Genomic DNA, 21,047 nt, shown 5'->3' on the forward strand with positions numbered 1-21,047 from the left:
ATATGTCTCCTTTAGTATAAAAAGTTTCGAATATACGTATACTGCTGAAAAAAGAGAAAGTGAGATTACCTATGACACTCCCTATATCTAATTCGGCATTCTCATACGCATTGCATTATGAAGACTCTGGCGCCACTTGGCGGTTAAGTTCATTTCTATTAGAGCATATACCATTCCATCATGAAAATCTCGTATTTTGCTGTATCGGATCTGATCGTTCTACAGGAGATGCATTAGGCCCTTTAACCGGCAGTATCCTGTCAAACTTTGTATCATTTCCTTACAAAATCATTGGTTCATTAGAAGAACCGCTTCACGCACTGAATTTATCTCAAACAGTAGATTCATTTGAAAATCACAAAGTACCACCTTTTGTAGTAGCAATTGATGCATGCCTTGGTGATCAAAAGCGAATCGGTGAAATTCTTTTCCAACCTGGACCTTTGCTTCCTGGAAAGGCTGTAAAAAAAGAATTGCCACCAATAGGAGACGTCTCAATTAAGGGAATCGTCAACTTTGGCGGCTTCATGGAACACACTATATTGCAAACAACAAGACTCAATATCACCTATGAAATGAGCAACCGAATTGCCCGTGCCTTGTATCTTGCATGGCATCGCCATTCATTAAAAAAAGTGCATCAGCGTCACTATGAGAGCCACAATTAAAATAGCCGGAAGCATATTGGCAATGCGAATTTTAGCAAGTCCTATCATGCTTAATCCAATGGCTATAATCATAGCTCCCCCAGTAGCTGTGAGCTGTTGAACAAACGTATCTAAAACGTCAGCGGGTACAAAGCGGCTAATTTGGCCAGCAAATACGGCGATGACTCCTTCGTATATAAAAACTGACACAGCACCCAAAATCACACCGATACCTAACGTGGATGCTAGGAATATCGCAGTAAATCCGTCAATAATTCCCTTTGTTACTAGAACAGAATGATCGTTTCTTAATCCACTGTCTAGCGCCCCTAAGATAGACATAGAGCCTATCGCGAAGATTAATGTACTTGTTATAAATGCTTGGGCGATATCTCCATTATCGCCTTTTTTGCTGATTTTGCTTTCGATCCATCTTCCGAATCGATTTAACTGCAAGTCCAGGTCAATCCACTCGCCCAATAACGTGCCAATAACAAGACTAACAATAACAATAATAAAGTTGTTACTTTTAATTCCCATTTGAATGCCCATCAGTATTACCGATAGCCCTATTACTTGCATGACAGCTTCTTTCATTTTATCAGGGATGCCTTGCAGGAACCTACCAATGATTGTTCCTACAATGATTAATAGCGCATCCACTAATGTACCTAATAATACCAATGAACATCCTCTCAATCCTCTAGTAATTCTAATATGCGTTCTAAATCATCTTCTGAGAAGAACTCAATTTCAATTTTACCTTTATTTTTTGTTTTTTTGATTAAAACATTCGTGCCAAAATAATCCCGTAGCTGCGATTCTTTTTCTTCTAAGAATATATCTTTCTTTCCTTTGTTTTTTGTTTCACGTGAAACATCCTCATTAAGAGATTGAACAAGTTCTTCCAATTGGCGGACATTAAGATGTTGCTTTATGACCTTTTCTGCCACAACAGGTATTTGCTTTTTATTTTTCAATCCTAATAACGTTCTTCCATGTCCCATTGTTAAGGCACCATCATTGATATATTGCTGAATATCTTTTGGTAGTGACAGCAATCGTATATGATTGGCAATATGAGGACGGCTTTTTCCCAATCGTTGAGACAACTGATCTTGTGTCAGCTTTAGAGCCTCCAATAAACTTTGGTACGCTTCTGCTTCTTCAATTGGCGATAAATCTTCTCGTTGAAGATTCTCTAAAATGGCCAACTCCATCATTTGTGCATCGTCTAACTCACGGATAACAGCCGGCACCTCTACCAGTCCTGCCAATTGAGCTGCGCGGAAGCGTCGTTCGCCTACAACAATTTCATATTTAACTCTTTTCTTCCTTACTATAATCGGCTGTAGAATACCATGTTCCTTTATTGATTGAGCTAACTCCTCTAATGCGGATTGATCAAATATCTTACGAGGCTGAAAAGGATTTGCTTTGATATCTTTGATAGCGATTTGCGTTACTCGATCTCTTTCAGATAAATCTTGTTCTTGAAAAAGCGCGCCCAAACCTTTGCCTAATCCTTTAGCCATTCTTAATCACCTCTCTCGCCAACTCCATATAAACTTCAGCTCCACGTGATTTGCGATCATATATAATGATAGGTTCACCATGGCTCGGAGCTTCACTTAAACGTACATTCCTTGGCACGATTGTTTTGTATACTTTGTCTTGAAAATACTTTTTTACTTCTTCAATTACTTGAAGTCCCAAATTCGTACGGGCATCTAGCATTGTCAGCAAAACACCATCAATGACAAGCTTGTTATTCAAATGCTTTTGGACTAAACGTATAGTAGACAACAATTGGCTTAAGCCTTCTAGTGCATAGTATTCACATTGCACTGGGATTAAGATTGCATCTGCTGCTGTAAGTGAGTTAATTGTTAATAAACCTAAAGAAGGTGGACAATCTATAATAATAAAATCATATTCTTTTTTCAGTTGATCAATGGCATGCTTTAAACGCACTTCTCTAGAGATTGTAGAAACCAGCTCAATTTCTGCCCCAGCAAGCGCTATCGTAGCTGGTACAACATAGAGATTTTCCATTTTTGTTTGGGTAATAGCTTCATGTATAGGCTCATCATCAATAAGTACGTCGTAAATGCACTTTTCTACTTCCCCTTTATTGACTCCTACACCACTTGTTGCATTTCCTTGCGGATCCATATCGATTAATAATACCTTTTTTCCTAATTCAGCAAGGCACGCGCTTAAATTTACAGATGTTGTTGTTTTGCCAACGCCGCCTTTTTGATTTGCAATTGCTATTGTTCTTCCCATGGTGCACCTGCTTTCAATAACATTATTGAGTGTAACAAACATACCTTTTTCTACATTCTATCAAAAAAATACGTGTTCGGCTCCAATTTAAAAGAGTAAAATGCAAAAATTTAAAAGGCTCAGTTAATCATTATCTGGATTTTTCATAGCAAAATTTTAAGGGAATATGCTGTTTGACTTGGCTGCAATCTATTGTTTGAGTTCACTATGTAAAAGAACGCTTAAATAATCAAAAACCCTTATTCTATTGCTAGAGTAAGAGTTTTAGATGGGCTATTGCTTCTTTTTTGGTATCTTTACAGTAATTTGATAAAATTCGTCGTGTTCTTCTTCTTCCGTTTCCACGGAAATCCCCGTTTTATTTACCATTGTTAAAGATTGTCGAATTGTATTAAGGGCGATTCGGATATCTTTGCTAATCGCTTTACGTTTTGGTTTAGGTTTTTTTACCTTTTCAACCGGATTGGCAATTTCAACAATTCTTTGTTCCAGCTGCCTCACGTTATATCCTTTTTCGATTATTTCTTCCAATAATTGAAGCTGCAATTCTTCATCTTTAATGGGCACCAGTGCTCTTGCATGCCTTTCGGAAATGTCTCGTTTTAAAATGGCCTCTTGAATCGAATGAGGCAGCTTTAATAGGCGCAGTTTATTGGCAATCGTTGATTGACCTTTACCTAATCTTTGAGCAAGCGCTTCCTGCGTCAGCTCATGAAGCTCCAAAAGTCTTTGGTAAGCCTGAGCTTCTTCAATAGAAGTCAGTTCTTCTCGCTGCAAGTTTTCAATTAAAGCAACCGAAGCAGTTTCCTTGTCATTCATATCGCGAATAATAGCAGGCACTTCTAACCAGTTTAATGATTTCATCGCGCGGTAGCGTCGTTCGCCGGCGATAATCTCATATTTATCTTCTTCGTATTTACGAACAACTATTGGCTGAATTACCCCATGCGTATGAATTGTCCGGGCTAATTCCTCAATCTTGGCATCATCAAAAATTGTGCGGGGTTGATATCGATTGGGGCTAATCTTATCAATGGGGATATTGGAAACTGTCTCTTTATCCCTACCCTCGGTTTTTGAGGTGTTTTCTACTTTCTCACCACTTCCAAAAAAACGTGAAAAAGCACTTTTCATCCCTTGGCACCACCTTTTAGCAATATTTCCTTCTTTAATCCATTATGGATGAAGAATAGAGGCGACTATCTATCTATATATATTTTCTAACATTATACAAAAAGTAAGTATGTCCAATTATATTATAGTGTCTTTTAATCAAAAACGATAGATTCCTTTTTCGTTTCATGTGAAACATTTCTAGTGAATTGGAGATTTATTAGGCATACCGGCCTTACGTGGATATTTTTTTGGTGTGCTTTTTATCTTTTTGAATACATATATTGTACGTTCGCTATTTTCTATTGGGAGTGAAAATTTATATTGATCCATCAGCTTAGTGCCAAGTACTTGAATTGCCTTTTTAGCATCCGTTAATTCTTCCTCACCACTGGCAGCTTTCATCGCAACAAAGATGCCATCATTCTTTACAAGTGGTGCGCACAACTCTGACAATACGGATAGCCGTGCGACTGCGCGTGCAGTTACTAGATCAAACTTTTCACGGTATTGCGCCATTTGTCCAAAGTCTTCAGCACGAGAATGAACAAATTGCATATTTTCTAGTTCTAATACATCGCTTAAGTGATGTAAAAATTGAATCCTTTTATTTAATGAATCAACAATCGTCACCTTTATATGTGGGAAGCAAATTTTAATCGGAATACTCGGAAACCCAGCGCCAGCTCCTACATCGCAGAGTGATTCGATATCGTTAAAGTTTATATAAAAAGCAGCACTAATCGAGTCATAAAAATGCTTTAAATAAACAGAAGGTTGATCAGTGATCGCAGTTAAATTCATTTTTTCGTTCCATTCGACTAATGTTTCAAAATATAAATGGAATTGCTGTGCTTGCTTCTCTGATAACTCTATTCCTTGCTCTTTTAATGATTGCATAAACTGTTCTTCGTTCATGTTATTCCCCTTTCATAGTGCTGCGAAGGCTCTCATCTAATTAATAGTAGACATGCACTGCCAAGTAGGCATGCATGTCTAGGATTTATTATCTATACTTTTGCTATCTTACCATGTTCTATATACACTAGTAAAATTGATATATCGGCAGGATTTACTCCTGAAATACGTGAAGCTTGGGCAACTGAAAGCGGACGGACTTCTTTAAGTTTTTCTTTTGCTTCTGTTGCAATCCCTGAAATGGCATCATAATCGATGTTCTCAGGAATCTTTTTGCCTTCCATTTTCTTCAGCTTTTCGACTTGTTGAAGAGCTTTCTCAATATATCCTTCATATTTTACTTGAATTTCAACTTGTTCCTTTACTTCTTCATTCAGTTCCACTTCAGATGGTGCGAAGGCTGAAACGAATGCATAATTTGCTTCTGGACGTTTTAATAAATCTGTTCCTCGGATGCCATCTTTTAATGGACTGCTGCCTATTTCTGCAAGAGCAGCTTGTGTTTGCTCATTTGGTTTTATAATGATATCGTGCAATCTTGCAATCTCATTCTCCACTTGTTCTTTTTTAACTAAGAAGCGTTCATAGCGTTCTTGTGAGATAAGACCTGCTTGATAAGCACGTTCTGATAAACGAATGTCAGCATTATCATGGCGAAGGAGCAATCTATATTCCGCGCGTGATGTAAGAAGGCGATAAGGTTCATTTGTCCCTTTTGTCACTAAGTCATCTATAAGTACGCCAATATAAGCATCTGCGCGACCTAGAATCATTTCTTCCTTATCAAGAGCTTTTGCAGCTGCATTGATGCCGGCCATTAAACCTTGACCTGCTGCTTCCTCATATCCAGATGTACCGTTAATTTGGCCAGCAGTGTACAGATTTTGGATGCGCTTTGTTTCAAGCGTTGGCCATAATTGTGTTGGTACAATCGCATCATATTCAATCGCATAACCAGCGCGCATCATTTCTGCTTTTTCAAGCCCTGGTATGGTTTCAAGCATTTTGCGTTGGATATGTTCAGGTAAGCTTGTTGATAGTCCTTGTACATAGACTTCTTGTGTATTGCGTCCTTCTGGCTCCAAGAATAATTGGTGGCGTGGTTTGTCATTGAAGCGTACAATCTTCGTTTCAATTGACGGACAATAACGTGGGCCTGTCCCTGTAATCACGCCAGTAAACATTGGTGATTGTTCTAAATTATCATTAATGATTTGATGCGTTTCTGGACTTGTATAGGTTAACCAGCATGGAATTTGATCTGTGATGAATTCTGTCGTTTCATAGCTGAATGCACGTGGTTCAGGATCTCCAGGTTGGATTTCCGTTTTACTGTAATCAATAGTCTTGCTGTTCACACGCGGTGGCGTACCTGTTTTAAATCGTACCATTTCAAAACCGATTTCTCGCAAGTTATCCGCAAGTTTGATAGATGGTTGTTGGTTGTTTGGTCCGCTTGAGTATTTTAAGTCGCCAATGATAATTTCACCGCGCAAGAAAGTTCCTGTTGTAATAATGACAGTCGAAGCGCGATAAATTCCACCTACTTGTGTAATAACACCCTTTACTTCATCATCTTCAATAATCAGTTCATCAACCATAGCTTGGTGAATTGTCAGATTTTCTTGTTCCTCTAATAGCTTTTTCATTTCTTGTTGGTATAAGACTTTGTCTGCTTGTGCACGTAATGCACGAACAGCAGGACCTTTACCGGTATTGAGCATACGCATTTGAATATGCGTTTTATCAATTACTTTGCCCATTGCTCCGCCCATTGCGTCGATTTCACGGACAACAATACCTTTTGCCGGTCCTCCTACTGATGGGTTGCATGGCATAAAGGCTATCATATCTAAGTTGATCGTTAACACTAATGTTTTAGCGCCCATGCGAGCGGAAGCGTATGCTGCTTCAACACCTGCATGACCAGCGCCTATGACGATAACATCGAACGTGCCTGCTTCATAATTTGTTGGCATGCTCGTTACTTCCTTTCTATAGTAAGAATTAGTTTGATGCTTTCTCTTTGCTAGGGAGTTATTTTCCTAAGCAGAATTGAGAGAAAAGCTGATTAATAAGGCTATCTTGCACCGTATCCCCGACAATTTCGCCGAGAATCTCCCATGCACGTGTTACATCTATTTGAATCATATCGACAGGCACGCCTGCTTCCGCTGCAGTAATCGCATCTTGAATACGATCAAGTGCTTGATGCAACAATGCAATATGGCGAGCATTCGATACATACGTTAAGTCATTTGCTTCAACAGAACCTTCGAAGAATAGTGCTGCAATTGCTTCCTCTAGTTCTGCTACACCCTCTTCTTGCAACAATGAAGTCGTCACAACTCTTCTTTCTCCTGCAAGTTGTTTTACTTCATCTATATCTATTTTTTGAGTCAAATCTGTTTTATTGACTACAACAATATAATCCATGTTTTGAATAGTATCAAATAAACGTCTATCTTCTTCGGTCAATTCCTCATGGTAGTTGACAACGAGCAATATAAGATCTGCCTCTTTTAAAACTTGTCTCGATCTTTCTACTCCGATACGTTCGACAATATCTTCTGTTTCACGTATCCCCGCTGTATCTACCAAGCGTAATGGAACGCCGCGTACATTGACGTATTCTTCTATAATATCACGTGTTGTTCCTGCAACATCAGTGACAATAGCTTTATTTTCTTGTACTAAACTATTTAAGAGAGAAGATTTTCCCACATTTGGACGCCCTAATATAACGGTCGATAAACCCTCACGCAAAATTTTGCCTTGTGACGAAGTTTGAAGAAGTTTCTCGACTTCGCTCTTTACCCATGTGGCCTTTTCTAACATTAGTGGAATGGTCATTTCTTCTACATCATCGTATTCGGGATAGTCAATATTTACTTCTACCTGTGCTAATACCTCAATCAATGCTTGTCTTAATTGGTTAATTAATCGTGACAATTTACCATCCATTTGATTTAGCGCTACGTTCATCGCTCTGTCTGTTTTAGCACGAATTAAATCCATCACAGCTTCTGCTTGCGATAAATCGATACGGCCATTTAAAAATGCCCGTTTTGTAAACTCGCCTGGCTCTGCCATTCTTGCACCATTACGTAGGACAAGCTGCAGTACTCGATTGACAGAGACTAATCCGCCATGGCAATTAATTTCTACTACATCTTCACGTGTAAAGGTTTTTGGTCCTCTCATGAGCGAGACCATAACTTCTTCTACTACCTCACCCGTTTCTACCTCTTTTAAATGCCCATAATGAATGGTATGGGATTTTTTTGAGGATAATTTTTTACCACTTGGCAAACTGAAAATCCGGTCTGCAATTTCTACCGCTTGGTCACCGCTTAATCGAACAATGGCGATCGCTCCTTCTCCCGTCGGAGTGGAAATCGCTGCAATAGTATCAAATTCCATTAGTGAACAAACCTCCTATATATAATAAAACTTTAATCTGTGTATTGTTTTCCACAGCGTATTAGTTGAACAGTTCAATATTTAGCTCAATAAAAATTATCCACATGTGGATAATTTTATTTTTCTATTCTAGCACTTAATCTTACCATAAAAGTGCAAAAAAATAAGTCCTTCTCGTCTGGGGAGAAGGACTCTTTCACAATCCTTAAGTTAAGCTCGTATAGGTTCAATGACTAAATGCCTCTTGGTGTCTTCGCCTTTTGAGTAGGTTTCAACGTCTAAACGGTCTGCCAAAATATGGTGTATAATTTTACGCTCATTTGAAGGCATTGGCTCTAGTTCTACCTTTTTGCCTGTATAGACTGCTTTATCGGCCATTTTGTTCGCCAATACTTCTAATGATTGCTTTCTTTTTTCACGGTAATTCTCTACATCCAGTTTCACCATAATGAAGCGTTTGACATACTGGTGGGCAACTAATTGTGCCAATTCCTGTAGAGCATTTAATGTGTTACCTCTTTTACCAATAAGCAATGCAGCTGAGTTGGTTGATAGATTAAATTGTATCACTTTACCTTGTTGTACTGTCTCTATATGGAGATCAGAGATGGAAAGCTGCTTGGAAATATCGGATAGATATTCTTCTACTTTAGAAATAGCTAGTTCATAATCATTGCGTTCAAACGGTACTTCAGCATTTTCGCTGGTTGTTTGTATTTCGAGATTTTCTTCAATAGTACTTAAACTACTGCCAATCTGCGGTTCTGCCACTTCAGATTGCCCATTCTCAACCGGCTCTGCTTTTTCTTGAAGCGGTTCTGCAGCCTCTTGTACAGCAAAGGGTTTTTGTGCTTGCTTTTCTGTGACTCGGATCTGCGCCTTTTTAGAACCAAAACCTAAAAAACCTTTTTTTGCTTCTTGGAGAATTTCAACATCTACTTGTTTACGGGTAAGGTTAAGCTCATGCAAGGCAAGCAAAAGTGCTTCCTCTACAGTTGCGCCTGTTTGCGTAATCTGTTTCATATCTGGGCTCCTCCTCTTCGCAGGCTTTGTTTGATGTGCTAAAAGCTCATTAGCATGGCTCTTCGCCATGTGGCCATTAGCAGAAATCCCTGCAAAATTGAATGATTTACTTTATTCTACCATGCGGTTTCTTTTGGTCTCTACTGCTTCTCTTCATTACCTTTGCAATTTTTAATACATGCATTAGGCTTTTCTTTGTTTCGTGAAAATCTAAATCGGCCGCCGGGTTCCTGGCGATAATGACGTAGTCCATATGCTGCTGCAATTCACCATCTAGTTCTAAAAAACTTTGGCGGACATAACGTTTAATTTGGTTTCTTGTGACTGCCTTTGCTACTTTTTTATTAATGGATAAACCAATCCTAAACTCAGTTTGCTTCTCCTTTTCAAGGAAGTAAACGACAAACTGCCGATTGGCGAATGACTTTCCTTTTTTGAATACCTTTTGAAAGTCTTCATTCTTTTTAATTCTGCGGCGTTTTTTCATTTTTCACCTGCTTATTCCTCTTTTTCTTCTCCTACGTATAATAAAAGAAAAAAAGACCACTGAGTTTATTCAGTGGACTCATGGTTATGCTGATAATACTTTTCTTCCTTTACGGCGACGAGCAGCGATCACTTTACGACCGTTTTTAGTAGCCATACGTGCGCGGAAGCCATGTACTTTACTATGCTTACGTTTTTTTGGTTGGTATGTGCGTTTCATTATATGACACCTCCTGATGAAAGTCTATTAATTCAATACTACAGACAGTCTTGCATATTATAGCTATTAGCAGCCAACTTTGTCAACTGTCTTCTGTAAATACTTAATCTCAACTGTTTTATTTCTCTGCTTAAAATTATCCACAGATCTATCCCTCTTCTCTCAAATAAACCTGTGAACATATTTTTTTCGCTAAATTTTATCCACAACACTTGCTGACAACTTTTGCACAAGTTCAAACCATGTGGATAAAGTGATATGCATAATTATGCATTGTGTGGATAACATCTCAGAAACACTTGTCAGACAACATTTTTCTTGCTACAATTGTTGTGCTTCATTCTGTCGATAAATTTATAGCTTCAGATTTTATCCACAAATGTTAATAACCTGTGGATAATGATATCCACGCTATCAGGACAGTGTTTATCCACAGGATGTGTTTGCTGTGATTAATATATCATTAATCTACTTAATTCGTTATTATTTTTAATTCATAGACAAACTACTATCTTGAAAAAATGAAAAAAATCATAGACCAGTATTTTAGAAAAGGAGAAGCGCCTTGGAACATATTGAAGAATTATGGGACAAAGTACTCTCTGAAGCGAAACAAAAAATATCCAAACCAAGCTTTGAAACTTGGTTGAAGTCAACGAAACTATTGGCTTATAACGGTGATACTGTGACAATCTCAGCGCCCAATTCATTCGGCCGCGAGTGGCTTGAAAATCACTACGTACACCTAATAGCGGCTATTTTAGCTGAACTGACAGGGAAAGATTTGCATATTCGCTTTGTTGTTCAGCAAGATTCGAACTCAGAGAACTTTGATATCCCGACACCTCCCATTTCAGGGAATTCAAAAGAGCAATCCGAAACACCTTCTGGAATGCTGAATTTAAAAAACACATTTGATACATTTGTAATTGGTTCGGGCAACCGCTTTGCACACGCTGCATCCTTGGCCGTAGCAGAAGCGCCGGCCAAAGCTTATAATCCATTATTTATCTATGGAGGAGTGGGTCTAGGAAAAACTCACCTGATGCATGCGATTGGCCATTATGTATTAGAGCATAATCCAAAAGCGAAAGTTGTATACTTGTCATCTGAAAAATTTACAAATGAATTTATTAATTCAATTCGTGATAACCGAGCAGAGGAATTTCGCAATAAATACCGGAGCGTTGATGTCCTATTGATTGACGATATTCAATTTTTGGCTGGAAAAGAATCAACACAAGAGGAATTTTTCCATACATTCAACACGTTACACGAAGAATTTAAACAAATTGTTATTTCCAGCGACCGTCCGCCTAAAGAAATTCCAACGCTGGAAGACCGCTTACGTTCACGCTTTGAGTGGGGTTTAATTACTGATATTGCTCCTCCAGATCTTGAAACGCGGATCGCTATATTACGTAAAAAGGCTAAAGCAGATAATCTTGATATACCAAACGAAGTGATGCTTTATATTGCTAACCAAATAGATTCCAACATACGCGAGCTAGAGGGCGCGCTTATTCGTGTTGTCGCTTATTCCTCACTCGTTAATGAGGACATCACTGCAGAATTGGCTGCACAAGCATTAAAAAATATCATACCGAATGCCTCTCCACGCACACTGACTATTCTCGACATTCAAAAAGCTGTTGGTGAGCATTTTCACATTAAACTCGAAGATTTTTCTGCAAAAAAGCGAACAAAGTCGATTGCATTTCCAAGACAAGTCGCTATGTACTTATCGCGTGAAATGACAGATTGTTCACTTCCTAAGATTGGCGATGAGTTTGGCGGCCGAGACCATACGACCGTTATCCATGCGCATGAAAAAATCTCTACTCTTTTGAAAAGTGATCAGGGTTTACAGCAAGATATTAAACAAATAAAAAGTATGCTAGGCAAGTAATCTATTTGTGGATAACACGAAATGTTAACAACAAACTTATACACAGTCTATCTACATGTGGATAGACTGATTTTATTTGGCTAGAGAGGGCTTATCCACAAATCCACAGGCCCTATTACTATATCTATTAATATTTAATAAATAATAAATAATATATAAGCGAGGTTTGTAACAATGAAATTTAGTATCATGAGGGACCGTTTGTTAGATGGATTGAATGATGTAATGAAAGCTGTAAGTTCAAAAACAACCATTCCAATTTTAACTGGAATCAAAATTGATATTTCTTCTGAAGGAGTGACTTTAACAGGTAGTGATGCAGATATCACAATCCAAACCTTTATTCCTGTTGAAGAAGATGGAAAAGAAATCGTCCAAGTAAAAGAACCAGGTTCAATTGTTCTACAAGCACGGATGTTTAACGAAATTATTCGTAAACTACCAACAAACGAAGTAGTAGTAGAGGTTAGTGAACAATTACAAACACGTATCCAATCTGGTAAATCGGATTTCCACCTTATTGGCTCGGATGCATCGGAATATCCTTTGTTGCCTGATATTTCTGCGGACCGTCAGATTACACTACCTGCTGATTTATTGAAAACGATTATTCGCGAAACTGTATTCGCTGTATCAACCACTGAAAGTCGTCCCGTGTTGACAGGTGTAAAGTGGGAAATTAAAGATAACAGTTTAGTCTGTATTGCAACAGATAGTCACCGTCTAGCTCAAAGGAAAGTAACGCTTGAACAATTGCCATCTGAAGAAATGAATGTTGTCATTCCAGGGAAAAGCTTAACTGAATTAAGTAAAATCCTTAGTGATTCACCACACCCTGTAGATATCTTTATGACAAATCAGCAAGTTTTATTCAAAACACCTGATGTTTTATTTTTCTCTCGATTGTTGGAAGGTAACTATCCGGATACATCACGCCTTATTCCGGAAGAATCATCTACTATCGTTACAATTAATGGGAAAGCTTTATTGCAAGGTATTGATCGTGCTTCACTCCTTGCAAGAGAAGATCGGAATAACGTTGTACGTTTCTCAACAATTGATAGTGGCACAGTAGAGATATCATCCAATTCACCTGAAATTGGTAAGGTGGAAGAAGAAATTCAAATCGACTCTTTTGAAGGGGAAGAACTTAAAATTTCTTTTAGTGCGAAGTATATGATGGATGCTTTAAAAGCCATTGACGGTCAAGAAGTTGTAATTCAATTTACGGGTGCTATGCGACCTTTCACTATCCGTTCAATCCATGATGATGCGATATTGCAACTAATTTTACCTGTTCGCACATATTAATATTTTTTTACTATAACTTCCGTTAAAAATTATTTCCCAAATATATTAGTACCAGGTACTAAAAATGTCTTTTTGTACGAAAAGGATAGTCAAATGCACGACTATCCTTTTTACTTATGAACAAAAGTTCGGTAAAATAGAATAAGATAAGAGCAGATAGGATGAAGTGAAGTGAAGAATATCATTTTAGAAAGTGAATTTGTTACACTTGGACAGTTTTTGAAAATAGCCGATGCTATTAGCTCAGGCGGAATGGCTAAATGGTTTTTACAAGAAAATGATGTATATGTGAACGGTGAAGTAGATCGCAGACGTGGCCGTAAACTCTATGCTGGTGACCTGATTAATATACCTGGTTGCGGGAGATTTAACCTTGTAGAGCCACAAAGCGAGGAGTAGCATGCATATTGAGCAACTAAAGCTTAAAGACTATCGTAATTACGAATCTCTTGATTTGTCCTTTTCTCCAAAAATCAATGTGTTTATTGGCGAAAATGCACAAGGGAAGACAAATGTAATGGAATCAATCTATGTCCTAGCTATGGCAAAATCGCATCGTACATCAAGTGAGAAAGAATTGATACGGTGGGGGCAAGAATATGCTAAAATAGAAGGGGACATCCAAAATAGATATGGTCGCTTGCCAATGGAATTAACTATTTCCAAGAAAGGTAAAAAAGCTAAAGTAAATCATTTGGAGCAGAGCCGATTAAGCGATTATATAGGGCAAATGAATGTTGTTATGTTTGCTCCGGAAGATTTAAACGTAGTAAAAGGTAGTCCTCAGGCGAGAAGGCGTTTTTTAGATATGGAGATTGGCCAGATTTCCCCAGTCTACTTGCATGATCTGTTAACCTTTCAGAAGCTATTAAAACAGCGGAATCATTTACTTAAACAAAATCAAGGAAAAAAAACATTCAATGATGTAATGTTTGATGTTTATACAGAGCAGTATATTGAAGCAGCAGTCAAAGTAATCCAAAAAAGATTCCACTTTATGGAATTACTTCAAGCCTGGGCAGGGCCAATTCATTATTCAATTTCACGAGAACTTGAAAATATGGAGATTCGTTATCGCCCTGTCAGCGGTATGGATGTAGATTGGTCTGCTGAACAAATGGCAGATCACTTGGCTGCAAAAATAAAGGAACAGTCTCAAAGAGAGTTGGAAAGAGGCGTAACATTGGTTGGTCCACATCGTGACGATTTGCAATTCATTGTGAATGGCTATGATGTCCAAACATATGGTTCTCAAGGACAACAAAGAACGACTGCACTGTCATTAAAGCTAGCAGAAATAGAGTTGATCAAACAAGAAGTGAATGATACGCCTATTCTTTTGCTTGATGACGTTCTTTCAGAATTAGATGATTATCGGCAATCTCATTTGCTTAACACGATAAAAGGTGAAGTCCAAACATTTGTCACAACGACAAGTGTGGAAGGCATAGAACATGAAACCATTCGCGAGTCAGAAATGTTTCATGTGAAACAAGGCTCCGTGGATACTGAGTGATCTTAGTATTTGCGGATTTTATTAATATGGGAATTCTGACCTTGCTAATTAATTGCATTGAAAGCCAGGTATTCTGCGCTTTAAGACGCAAATTTCAAGGTTTAAGAAATTTACAAATAATGCATACTAATGCCATGAAAGAGTAGGTGGAACAATAATGGCGATTGAAGATAAAAGCCCTGCAGCTTATGATGCAGACCAGATACAAGTATTAGAGGGACTAGAAGCAGTACGTAAACGTCCGGGTATGTATATTGGTTCGACAAGTTCCAAGGGGCTGCACCATCTTGTATGGGAAATCGTCGACAACAGTATTGACGAAGCATTAGCTGGTTATTGTACTGAAATCACTGTTGCGATTGAAAAGGACAACTGGATCAGAGTAGAAGATAACGGACGAGGCATCCCTGTTGATACTCAAGAGAAGGTCGGCAAGCCGGCAGTAGAAGTTATCATGACTGTTTTGCATGCTGGTGGTAAATTCGGCGGCGGCGGATATAAAGTATCAGGAGGTTTGCACGGAGTAGGTGCATCTGTTGTAAATGCGCTTTCGATTGAAACAGACGTGCAAGTACACCGTGACGGACACATCCATGAAATTAAATTTGAACGTGGCAGAACAATCCAGCCGCTTACCATCATTGGTGATACGGACCATAATGGTACTACTACCCGTTTTAAAGCAGATCCAACCATTTTTAAAGAAACCACTGTTTATGAATATGACATTCTAGCACACCGTATCCGCGAATTAGCTTATTTAAACCGCGGTATTACGATTATAATTATGGATGAGCGAAATGAAGAAATTCGTAAAGATGTCTATCACTATGAAGGTGGTATTAAATCTTATGTAGAACAGCTTAATGAAAATAAAGAGCCATTGCATGAAGCGATTGATTTAAAAGGCGAAAAAGATGGAATTTCCATTGAAATTGCCATGCAGTATAATTCAGGTTTTGCCTCTACTATTTTGTCATTCGCAAATAATATCAATACGTATGAGGGTGGGACTCATGAATCGGGCTTTAAAACAGCGTTGACACGTGTGATCAATGACTATGCCCGAAAGAATAACCTGCTTAAGGATTCTGATGCCAATTTATCCGGAGAAGACGTACGTGAAGGTCTTGTAGCAATTGTCTCTATAAAGCATCCAGACCCACAATTTGAAGGTCAAACAAAAACAAAGCTTGGTAATTCAGAGGTTAGTTCTATTACGAATTCTCTGTTCTCCGAACGTTTTGAACGCTTTTTATTAGAAAACCCAACAGTTGCTAGAACAATAGTCGATAAAGGTTTAATTGCATCACGTGCACGTGTTGCAGCGAAGAAAGCTAGAGAGATGACACGTCGTAAATCTGCGTTAGAGATTTCAAGTTTGCCAGGGAAGTTGGCTGATTGTTCTTCTCGCCATCCTGAAGAGTGTGAAGTATACATCGTTGAAGGTGACTCTGCCGGCGGTTCAGCGAAGTCAGGGCGTGACCGTCACTTCCAAGCTATCCTTCCACTTCGCGGTAAAATCTTAAATGTCGAAAAAGCACGTCTAGATCGCATTTTGTCGAATGAAGAGATCCGTGCCATGATCACAGCTGTCGGTACAGGTATCGGTGAAGAGTTTAATTTAGAGAAGGCTCGTTATCATAAAATCGTTATCATGACGGATGCCGATGTCGATGGCGCTCATATACGAACGTTATTATTGACATTCTTCTTCCGTTTTATGCGGCCTTTAATCGAAGCAGGCTATGTGTACATTGCACAGCCGCCGCTATTCAAAATACAGCAAGGTAAGCATGTCGAATATTGCTATAGCGATAAAGAATTACAGGAAATTTTAGAGCGTTTACCAAGCCAACCAAAGCCTGGTATCCAACGTTATAAAGGTCTTGGTGAAATGGATGCGGAGCAATTGTGGGATACTACAATGGACCCGGATAATCGTGTTTTATTGCAAGTCGAATTGGACGATGCGATTGAAGCAGATCGTACTTTTGAGCAATTAATGGGCGATAATGTAGAACCAAGACGCCAATTTATTCATGAAAATGCTGTTTATGTAGAAAACTTAGATATTTAGTTCCTTTTGAAGGGGGTTCCACACTTTGGCTGAAACAAATAACTCTGGCGTTAAAGGAGTTAATATAACAAAAACAATCAAAACCTCATTTTTAGATTATGCGATGAGTGTAATTGTTTCCCGGGCATTGCCTGATGTTCGAGATGGCCTAAAACCAGTTCAACGGCGTATTCTATATGGAATGCAGGAATTGGGAAGTACTTCGGATAAGCCATATAAGAAGTCAGCTCGTATAGTAGGGGATGTAATGGGGAAATACCATCCACATGGTGACTCTTCTATTTACGAAGCAATGGTCCGCATGGCCCAGGATTTTAGCTACCGGTATATGCTTGTTGACGGCCACGGTAACTTTGGTTCTGTCGATGGAGATGGGGCTGCGGCGATGCGATATACGGAATCCCGCATGTCTAAAATCGCCATGGAAATGCTTAGAGATATCAATAAAGATACAATTGATTATACAAACAACTATGACGGCAATGAAAAAGAGCCGGTTGTATTGCCTGCTCGCTATCCAAACCTGCTAGTGAATGGGGCTTCAGGGATCGCTGTTGGTATGGCTACAAATATTCCCCCACACCAATTGGGTGAAGTAATTGACGGCGTTTTGGCTATTTCTGATAATCCAGCCATTACAACGGAAGAGTTGATGGAGATTATTCCAGGTCCTGATTTCCCTACTGGTGGTTTGATTTTGGGTAGAAGCGGCATTCGCCGTGCATATGAAACAGGGCGCGGTTCAATTGTCATTCGTTCACGCGTGGAAATTGAAACAAAGTCTAGCGGAAAAGAAGTTATCGTAATTAATGAACTTCCTTACCAAGTCAATAAAGCCCGCTTAATTGAAAAAATTGCAGAATTAGTACGAGATAAACGGATTGATGGCATTACCAACATTCGCGATGAATCAGATCGAAATGGTATGAGGGTTACCATTGATGTACGAAAAGATGCCAATGCAAATGTAGTCCTAAACAATTTATATAAACAAACTGCTATGCAAACTAGCTTCGGTATTAACATGTTGGCTCTTGTTGGTGGGCAGCCAAAAGTTTTAAGCTTAAAAGAAGCTTTATTCCATTACTTGGAACATCAAAAGATCGTTATTACGAGACGAACTAAATTTGAATTAAGCAAAGCTGAAAAACGTGCTCACATTTTAGAAGGTTTGCGTATTGCTCTTGATCATATCGATGAGATTATTAGTTTGATTAGAGCGTCTCAAACAGCTGAAGATGCGAAAAATGGCTTAATGGAACGCTTTAATTTGAGTGAACGCCAATCTCAAGCTATTTTAGATATGCGCTTGCAACGTTTGACAGGTTTGGAGCGGGATAAGATTGAAGCAGAGTACCAAGAATTGCTTCAATTAATTCAAGAGCTCAAAGATATTTTGGCAGATGAATCAAAAATAAGAAAAATTATTCATGATGAGCTTCTTGAGATTAAAGAACGCTTCAATGATGCTCGTCGTACAGATATTACAGCGGGTGGCATGGAAATGATTGAGGACGAAGATTTAATTCCTCGTGAAAACTCAGTTATTACCCTTACACATAATGGGTATATTAAACGCCTACCAGCTAACACATATAGAAGTCAACGCCGAGGCGGCAGAGGCGTACAAGGTATGGGAACGCATGAAGATGACTTTGTAGAACATCTTCTATACACATCAACACATGACACCATTCTTTTCTTTACTTCAAAAGGGAAGGTATTTAAAGCAAAAGGTTATGAAATCCCTGAGTTTGGTCGTACAGCAAAAGGGCTTCCTATTGTTAACTTACTGAATGTAGATAAGGGTGAAAAGGTAACGGCTGTCATTCGTGTAGCTTCATACGAAGAAGATGCTTACTTTATCTTTACCACACGTACTGGAGTGGCGAAACGTACACCGCTATCCAACTTTGCGAATATAAGAACAAACGGTTTAATTGCAATTTCCTTAAAAGAAGACGATGAACTGATATCAGTCCGACTTACAAATGGACAACAAGAAATCATTATTGGTACTCATACAGGTATGCTCGTTCGCTTTAATGAAAATGATATTCGGTCAATGGGCCGTACCGCTACGGGCGTACGTGGCATTCGTTTAAGAGACGATGACTATGTAGTAGGTATGGAGATTATTGAACCAAATCAAGAAATCCTCGTTGTTACTGAAAAAGGTTATGGAAAACGTACACCTGAAGTAGAGTATCGCTTACAAAACCGAGGAGGCATTGGTATCAAAACATGCCAAATCACTGATAAGAACGGTCCTCTTGTTGCTGTTAAGGCAGTTGATGGATCAGAAGATGTTATGCTTATCACAGTAAATGGTATGCTGATACGGATGGATATTGAGGATATCTCGGTTACTGGTCGTAGCACACAAGGTGTTCGTTTAATCCGCCTAGCGGAAGATGAACATGTAGCAACAGTGGCGAAAGTTAAGAAAGAAGAAGCAATTGAAGCAGAGGTAATCAGCGAAGAGGAAGAAAATACTGATTCAACTGAATCTCCTGCTGATGACACAATAGAATAAGAGAAAAAGGTCCCAGAAATAATCTGGGGCTTTTTTTATGGAAAATTATAAAAAAGTTTACCTTGGACAAAAAAATTGAGATAAAATAACTATAGATTCAATTTCTTCATAAGAAACGGGAGAGAAACTCATTTGAATGCAAGGGGGTTTACAAGTGGATTACCAATTAGTTAAGTTGTCTGATCTACAGTTAGGCGCTATGGTTGCTAAAGATATTATGGCTAACACACAATATCCTATTCTGTACAAAAATACAAAGATTACAGGAGAACACTTTCCAGTATTAAAGGCTTTTCAGATTGAAAAGATACCTATCGTTGATATAAAAGAAGCAGATAAAGCACAGCAAGTTCAAAGTGTGTCATCATCCATTGAAACCATAAAAGAAACGTTTAAAAATTCCTTTGAAAGAAAATACAATGAATCAGTAGCAAAATTTAAACAGGAATTTTTAAATTGGGATGCTGGTAGCAATGTAAATATTTCAAAAGTTCGTGAAAGCATATTGCCATTAATTGATGAAGTATTGTTGAATAAAGAAAAGATATTTATCCTAAATGAATATTCGACAACAAAGGACTATTTTTACCATCATTCAATTGCAATCAGTTTAATTAGTGCGGTTATTGCTCAAAAAATGAATTACTCTAAAGGAGATATCACACAAATAGCAATTGCAGCGGCAGTAGCGGATGCTGGTATGGCAAAAATTAATAAAAAAATTCGTGAAAAGAATGGTCCACTGTCAGAATATGAGTTTAAGGAAATTCAAGAGCACCCATATTACAGTCTTCAGATGGTAAATCATATATCTACCTTAAAGAAAGAAATGAAACTAGCGATCTACCAACATCATGAGAGGTTAGATGGCAGCGGCTATCCAAAAGGAGAAAAAGGTAGTAAGGTGTTAATTCACTCCCATATCATTGCGGTTGCAGATGTTTTCCATGCAATGACATGTGAAAGAATTTACCGTTCCAAAGAATCTCCATTCAAAGTGTTAGAAATGATCCGAGAAAATGACTTTGGAAAGTTTAATATAGAAGTTGTACAGGCTCTTAATACTTGTGTAGCAAACCTTTCTCTTGGCACAAGTGTAGAATTATCAAATGGTGAAGAAGGGACCATTATCTTTGCTAATAAAACGTCACCAGTAAGGCCTGTCATTAAGTTGCATGAAACAGAACAAATTATTGATCTATCTAAAAATAGAAATATATATATTGAACGTTTAATTTTAAATAATTAATGAATCTAATTAAATAAACATAGCTATTGAAAAACATAGAACTGCAGTTAAACTATACTAAGTTTGATTGCAGTTCTTTTTGTATGGCCATGTCTATAAAACACTTGTCTAAATCCAATTCTTTAGATCGAGTTACACATTCTTACTCAGTGAACAGAGATATTAATTACCTTTTTTAAAAAAGAGTTGACTTTGATATCTATTTGGCGTATTCTATTTAAGTTGCCTCTAAAAAGCAATGAATTATATTAAAAAAATAATTCTAAAAAAGCGTTGACAATCTTTTAATAGTATTATATACTAATTAAGTCGTTAAGATGACGACGC

Annotated in this window: 18 protein-coding genes; 8 read left to right on the forward strand and 10 right to left on the reverse strand. The window is 38.2% G+C overall.

Going from position 1 to position 21,047, the window contains the following annotated elements; all coding sequences use genetic code 11:
• Positions 1-71 precede the first annotated feature (71 nt).
• Positions 72-668, forward strand: coding sequence for a spore protease YyaC (gene yyaC / locus AC6CHJ_RS14370; protein WP_147197617.1), 597 nt, complete (start codon positions 72-74; stop codon positions 666-668).
• Here the strand turns inward: yyaC and AC6CHJ_RS14375 are convergent.
• The 10 genes from AC6CHJ_RS14375 to rpmH all read right to left on the reverse strand — a co-directional run bounded on the left by AC6CHJ_RS14375 (position 627) and on the right by rpmH (position 10,119).
• Complete coding sequence (locus tag AC6CHJ_RS14375) at positions 627-1,331, reverse strand: DUF554 domain-containing protein (protein ID WP_498289087.1); 705 nt, start codon at positions 1,329-1,331, stop codon at positions 627-629. The genes yyaC and AC6CHJ_RS14375 overlap by 42 nt on opposite strands.
• Positions 1,332-1,342: 11 nt before the next feature.
• Complete coding sequence (locus AC6CHJ_RS14380) at positions 1,343-2,182, reverse strand: ParB/RepB/Spo0J family partition protein (RefSeq protein ID WP_498289089.1); 840 nt, start codon at positions 2,180-2,182, stop codon at positions 1,343-1,345.
• Entirely contained in the window at positions 2,175-2,936 is a 762-nt protein-coding gene (locus tag AC6CHJ_RS14385) for a ParA family protein (protein ID WP_147197623.1), read from the reverse strand. Before AC6CHJ_RS14385 ends, AC6CHJ_RS14380 begins: the two co-directional genes overlap by 8 nt.
• 273 nt (positions 2,937-3,209) lie before the next feature.
• Entirely contained in the window at positions 3,210-4,070 is an 861-nt protein-coding gene (gene noc / locus AC6CHJ_RS14390) for a nucleoid occlusion protein (RefSeq protein WP_147197625.1), read from the reverse strand.
• 180 nt (positions 4,071-4,250) lie between these two features.
• On the reverse strand, positions 4,251-4,967 hold the full coding sequence (rsmG, locus tag AC6CHJ_RS14395) for a 16S rRNA (guanine(527)-N(7))-methyltransferase RsmG (RefSeq protein WP_498289091.1): 717 nt from the start codon (positions 4,965-4,967) through the stop codon (positions 4,251-4,253).
• 92 nt (positions 4,968-5,059) lie between these two features.
• A complete protein-coding gene (gene mnmG / locus AC6CHJ_RS14400) occupies positions 5,060-6,946 on the reverse strand; it encodes a tRNA uridine-5-carboxymethylaminomethyl(34) synthesis enzyme MnmG (protein ID WP_147197627.1) in 1,887 nt (628 codons plus the stop codon).
• 58 nt (positions 6,947-7,004) lie between these two features.
• On the reverse strand, positions 7,005-8,390 hold the full coding sequence (mnmE, locus tag AC6CHJ_RS14405) for a tRNA uridine-5-carboxymethylaminomethyl(34) synthesis GTPase MnmE (RefSeq protein ID WP_392997075.1): 1,386 nt from the start codon (positions 8,388-8,390) through the stop codon (positions 7,005-7,007).
• A 210-nt stretch (positions 8,391-8,600) separates the two neighbouring features.
• Positions 8,601-9,413, reverse strand: a complete 813-nt coding sequence (gene jag, locus AC6CHJ_RS14410) for an RNA-binding cell elongation regulator Jag/EloR (RefSeq protein ID WP_392997077.1) — start codon at positions 9,411-9,413, stop codon at positions 8,601-8,603.
• Positions 9,414-9,519: 106 nt separating this feature from the next.
• Positions 9,520-9,900 carry a ribonuclease P protein component gene (gene rnpA / locus AC6CHJ_RS14415; protein WP_066791199.1) on the reverse strand — a complete coding sequence of 127 codons (381 nt, stop codon included), beginning with the start codon at positions 9,898-9,900 and terminating at the stop codon, positions 9,520-9,522.
• A gap of 84 nt (positions 9,901-9,984) precedes the next feature.
• Positions 9,985-10,119, reverse strand: coding sequence for a 50S ribosomal protein L34 (gene rpmH, locus AC6CHJ_RS14420; RefSeq protein WP_066791201.1), 135 nt, complete (start codon positions 10,117-10,119; stop codon positions 9,985-9,987).
• Between the two features lie 565 nt (positions 10,120-10,684).
• On the opposite strand from rpmH, the gene dnaA reads away from it, so the two are divergent.
• From dnaA to AC6CHJ_RS14455, 7 genes are all read left to right on the forward strand, one after another.
• Positions 10,685-12,028, forward strand: coding sequence for a chromosomal replication initiator protein DnaA (gene dnaA, locus AC6CHJ_RS14425; protein WP_066791203.1), 1,344 nt, complete (start codon positions 10,685-10,687; stop codon positions 12,026-12,028).
• A 174-nt stretch (positions 12,029-12,202) separates the two neighbouring features.
• The gene (gene dnaN / locus AC6CHJ_RS14430; protein WP_147197631.1) at positions 12,203-13,339 is read left to right on the forward strand and encodes a DNA polymerase III subunit beta; all 1,137 of its coding nucleotides are present in this window, start codon (positions 12,203-12,205) and stop codon (positions 13,337-13,339) included.
• A gap of 171 nt (positions 13,340-13,510) precedes the next feature.
• Complete coding sequence (gene yaaA / locus AC6CHJ_RS14435; RefSeq protein ID WP_066791207.1) at positions 13,511-13,738, forward strand: S4 domain-containing protein YaaA; 228 nt, start codon at positions 13,511-13,513, stop codon at positions 13,736-13,738.
• Between the two features lies 1 nt (position 13,739).
• Entirely contained in the window at positions 13,740-14,855 is a 1,116-nt protein-coding gene (recF, locus tag AC6CHJ_RS14440) for a DNA replication/repair protein RecF (RefSeq protein ID WP_249775126.1), read from the forward strand.
• A 157-nt stretch (positions 14,856-15,012) separates the two neighbouring features.
• A complete protein-coding gene (gene gyrB / locus AC6CHJ_RS14445) occupies positions 15,013-16,935 on the forward strand; it encodes a DNA topoisomerase (ATP-hydrolyzing) subunit B (RefSeq protein ID WP_147197635.1) in 1,923 nt (640 codons plus the stop codon).
• A 25-nt stretch (positions 16,936-16,960) separates the two neighbouring features.
• The gene (gene gyrA / locus AC6CHJ_RS14450; protein ID WP_249775127.1) at positions 16,961-19,471 is read left to right on the forward strand and encodes a DNA gyrase subunit A; all 2,511 of its coding nucleotides are present in this window, start codon (positions 16,961-16,963) and stop codon (positions 19,469-19,471) included.
• Positions 19,472-19,625: 154 nt separating this feature from the next.
• A complete protein-coding gene (locus tag AC6CHJ_RS14455; RefSeq protein WP_147197640.1) occupies positions 19,626-20,720 on the forward strand; it encodes an HD-GYP domain-containing protein in 1,095 nt (364 codons plus the stop codon).
• Positions 20,721-21,047: the final 327 nt, after the last annotated feature.

Source organism: Rummeliibacillus sp. GQ308 (assembly GCF_059759115.1).